The 4,045-nt window shown below is 40.6% G+C and carries 2 protein-coding genes and 1 pseudogene; all 3 read left to right on the top strand.

Annotation, left to right across the window (positions count from 1 at the left end; translation table 11 throughout):
- Positions 1-323, top strand: a pseudogene (locus tag ACFINR_RS08690) (hypothetical protein); the annotation flags it as partial.
- Positions 324-347: 24 nt separating this feature from the next.
- Positions 348-1,802, top strand: a complete 1,455-nt coding sequence (locus tag ACFINR_RS08685; protein ID WP_375654089.1) for a hypothetical protein — start codon at positions 348-350, stop codon at positions 1,800-1,802.
- On the top strand, positions 1,803-3,980 hold the full coding sequence (locus ACFINR_RS08680) for a hypothetical protein (protein WP_375654084.1): 2,178 nt from the start codon (positions 1,803-1,805) through the stop codon (positions 3,978-3,980).
- The last annotated feature ends 65 nt before the right edge of the window (positions 3,981-4,045 follow it).

The following is a 4,045-nucleotide window of genomic DNA, read 5'->3' as shown; positions in this document are numbered from 1 at the left end:
ACAATCAACGCCTTGTTGATGCCAATCGTGAACGTTGGCTGGAACAAGACAATAGCGGCTGGAATAGGTTGAATATGCTTATGAATGCCGGTCATGGTTTTGCAAGGAATTACGGCACGACAACGAATAATCATACAATCTCTAAGATAGAGGGCAATAATCCGTGGAAAAATGTAGGGACTATAGGTTCTTTAGCACTTCAAGCAGCACCGATGGCTTTTGGTTACATGGCAGGTGGTCCAATGGGAGCAGCGTTGGCAGGAGGAGCATCCAAGTTTTTTTTAGATTACATGAATCAAAAGAAAGCTCTGGAGAATAATTAAAGAATAGCTTTGTAGGAGAGTGTGATGGCATTTCCAATATTATTTCCATTAGCTGGGGCAGCTTTTATGGCAGCAAGAGCTGCGCCTCATGTTTTTAGGTATCTTGCTCCTAAAGCGGTTACAGGGGCGAATAGATTGGGACAATTAATAACAAAGAACCCCGTGGGGAATTTCATAACAAAGTACCCCAAAACCTCTCTATTTATGACTGGAATGTCAGGTATTGAAAGTATGATGACACCAGAGAAAGCACAAGCCCCATCCAACCCCTATTTACAGAATAGTCTGAATCCATATGGACCATTTATGCCCTATACGGCTCCTAAAGCGGAAATGCCTCTTGGATTTGATCAACATCCACCCATGCCAAATGCACTAGAGAGTACTCCACAAGAACTAAAACCTCATATTAATGAACAAACGCAACCATTAGCACCCGCTTCCCCAACACCGACTCCTGAACTGACAGATGCAGAGAAATTTTTACAGTCCAATACTTATAAGTTTTTTCAATCAGATGCGTATCAGAAGCTCAAAGATCTTTTTGCAGGTATGGCAGAATCTTCATCAGACGGTTCTGGGTGGGATGCGCTTGCAAGTGGTGTGAAGCATCTTAATGAAGGTGATAAACGAAGAGAACAAGTCAATCAAACCGTCGAATACCTAAAATCTAAAGGTTACAGCGAAGAAGAAGCTGCTATCATGGCACGTAATCCGCAAATGCTTAGTGCGATGCTAACAGGTGGTGATAAACCTCAGTTAGATAAAGGTTATGAATGGGATCCCAATTCACAACTAGGTGAACGTAGAGCGAGACCGGTTAAGGGGTCGATGCAGGAACTTGAGTATAATCAGAAAAAACGAGACATAGAAGAGTGGGAAATAGGTAAGAGAAACACTGCTGCTGTAGCAGCAAAAGAAATTAATCATATTGTGGATACAGTTAACAATGCTCTTCAAATTATAGAGAAGAATCCCAAAAAGGCTGCTGGTAAGGTCGGTGCTTTTACTCAGATTTTCCCCGATACTGCTGCAAAAACATTAAAAAATAAATTAAAAACGCTTGAAGGTGGTGTCTTTGTTCGAGTGATTGAAGCAATCAAAAAGCAAAGTGACGGCGGGAAATTAGGCGTTGGACCGTTATCTAATGAAGAAAGCAGGCGCATAGTAGCATCTTATGGTACTATGGACATTAGCGATAAACCAGAAGAACTATATAAAACGCTCTTAAAAATCAAAGATATGTTTGATCTTTTTAAAAAACTGAATGATGAGGAAATTTATAGGTTGTCAAATGGAATGGAAGTAAGACCGCGTCTAAAGTATTCTGCTCAATATGCTAATCAGTCGATGTCACAAGGAGGTAGTGCAAACTTGCCAACTACAATTAGCAGAGCAAATATTAAAAAACTTGCTATTGGAGATAAAGCAACCGTTCATGATGGTAAAGATTTGTATGAAATTATTAGGGATAGTTAAATGGTTCAGCATAATAATACTCATCAAGATTTTCCAGATTTTGGTACTGGAATAAGAATTATACGCCGTATCCCTAAACATGAATACGAAAAATCGGTAGAGGAACCATTTCCAGATTTTGGTACTGGAATAAGAGTTATACGTCGTATCCCTAAAGATGAATACGAAACATCATCCCAACATCCCGAAATAAGTAGCAGTGAAGCCTTTTGGAATTCTTTAAAGCATGGTTTGAGTTTTAATTTAGATGATGAGATTGCGGGGATTACAGCGGCAGGACGTGATTCTGATGATGAGTTGGCAATAAAGGCTTTTGCGAAGGGGCTTTACAACTATTGGACTGGAGATAAGAAAACCATAGAAAAATATGAGAAAGAAGCCAATAGAATACGTGATTATTATCGTAGGATGAGTGATCAACATTATTGGACTTCTTTTGCTGGAAATGCTTTAGGGTCGGCAATTCCTTCCCTTGCGACTTTAGGGGGAGGATTATTAGCCTCAGGAGCACGCTTTGTAGCGCCTACACTTGCAAGGAATGTGGCGGGGTCAAAATTAGGTCAAGCCTTTTTGAAAGCAGGTCAGTTACCCCCAAGTCGATTTGCAAGTCCATTTTTAGGCATCACGAACAAAACAACATTGCCGCATTTGCTTAAAGTAGGGGCGGCATCTGGTGCATTACATGGAGCGGGAGAAGGTGAAGGACTTGGTAATACACTTACAAGTACGTTATCTGGTGCAGGTTTAGGAGCGGGTGGGGCATTGGCTGGAAGTGCTTTAGCTCATTTAGCTGGTTATCCGGTAAGCGGAATACGAAGACTTTTTTCTCCTTCTCATAAGGAAGGTGTTGCAACAGACACGTTAAGAGCAATCAGTAAACATTTAGGTAAGGAGGCGTCTGAAGAGCTAGGAGAATCTTTTAAAAAAGCAGTTCCTACCGATTACGTAGCTGATCATAGTCCTTTTTTACAGGATCTTGTTTTTGATATCGCGAAAAGAAATCAAGGAGCTTATCTTGATTTGACTAAAAGAGCTGGGCAGAGAGCGCTGGGAGGAGGGGAGCGTATTCATCAGGCAGCAGATGAACACTTTGTTCCTCGTCAAAATGTTACAGGTTTAAAAGATGATCTTATCGCGATTAGGAAAGCAGAACCACATACTCTTTACGAAATAGCTCAAAAAACACCAATAGGAGAACAGCATTATGGTGCTCTTAATGAATTAATGAAGCGTCCATACTTCAAACAGGCTTATAAAGGAGGGCTACAGGAATTCACGAGTGGTGGCAAAGAAGTCAGTTCGTTTTCTTCTGAAAAATTTAATCTCCTTAAAGAAAAGCCCAACATGGGTGTTCTCCATGAAACGAAGGTTAAACTTGGTCTTATGAGAGATGAAGCCGAGAAGATAGGAGATAATAGTAAAGTTCATACCTTAGTTGGCATTCAGAAAAAGTTATTAGAGCTTATGGATGATATATCGCCTAAATATAAGAAGGCACGATCATTGTATCATCAATATAGTTCACGTTTAGATGCTATGGATGAAGGTTCCAAAATCCTTAGCAAGTCGGTTAATAAGGATGAGTTCAGTAAAATCTTTGATGAATTACCAAAGGCACAACAAGAATACTTTAAAAAGGGTTCAAGGGCAGAACTTTTACAAGGCATGGGTCAAACAAAAGACGAAGTATCCAAGGCAAAGGAGATTTTTGGTACGAATGATCTGTATAAACGATTTGCAAAGATTTATGGAGCCGATAAAGCTTCTGCGGTCAAGAAGGTTGTCGAAAAAGAAGCTAATTATGCAGATTTTTATAACAGAATACCAGGTCGTGTAGCGGATGAAAAGATCTCTTTTACGCATAATGTCAGTATGCCAACGGGTAAATTTGATGCAGCTATGCAAGCAGGAAAAGCAGCGGTGAAGGCTTCTTGGATTCCTTTCAAAGAGGCGGCGTTTAGAGAGCGTCAACGGATTGAAAAGGATGTTGTCAAATTGTTAACAGGGGGGGCACAGATTAAGAATGATCAAATTGTAGCTCTCATTCAACGCATGGTAAACGCGCATCATAAGGGATATGCGACAAAAGAATGGTTCAAAAAGCTTTCTGCTGCTTTGTTTGGAGGTGGGGGAAAAGCCTCAACGGAGGAGTTGAATTTATTGAGTGCATTTGAGTAAGGGAGGAGATTAGGCTATGACCCGTTCTAGTCCTTCTGTTAATCAAGCGATCCGTCAAGCAGCAG

This window comes from Bartonella sp. AP19HLJMH (assembly GCF_042196245.1).
GTDB lineage: Bacteria > Pseudomonadota > Alphaproteobacteria > Rhizobiales > Rhizobiaceae > Bartonella.
Note: the sequence above shows the minus strand (reverse complement) of the source record. Positions and strands in the feature narration are given on the sequence as shown.

What these genes read in the sequence shown, in the direction of transcription:
- ACFINR_RS08680 (WP_375654084.1), top strand. Translation starts at nt 1,803, where the DNA reads ATGGTTCAGCATAATAATACTCATCAAGATTTTCCAGATTTTGGTACT.
- ACFINR_RS08685 (WP_375654089.1), top strand. Translation starts at nt 348, where the DNA reads ATGGCATTTCCAATATTATTTCCATTAGCTGGGGCAGCTTTTATGGCA.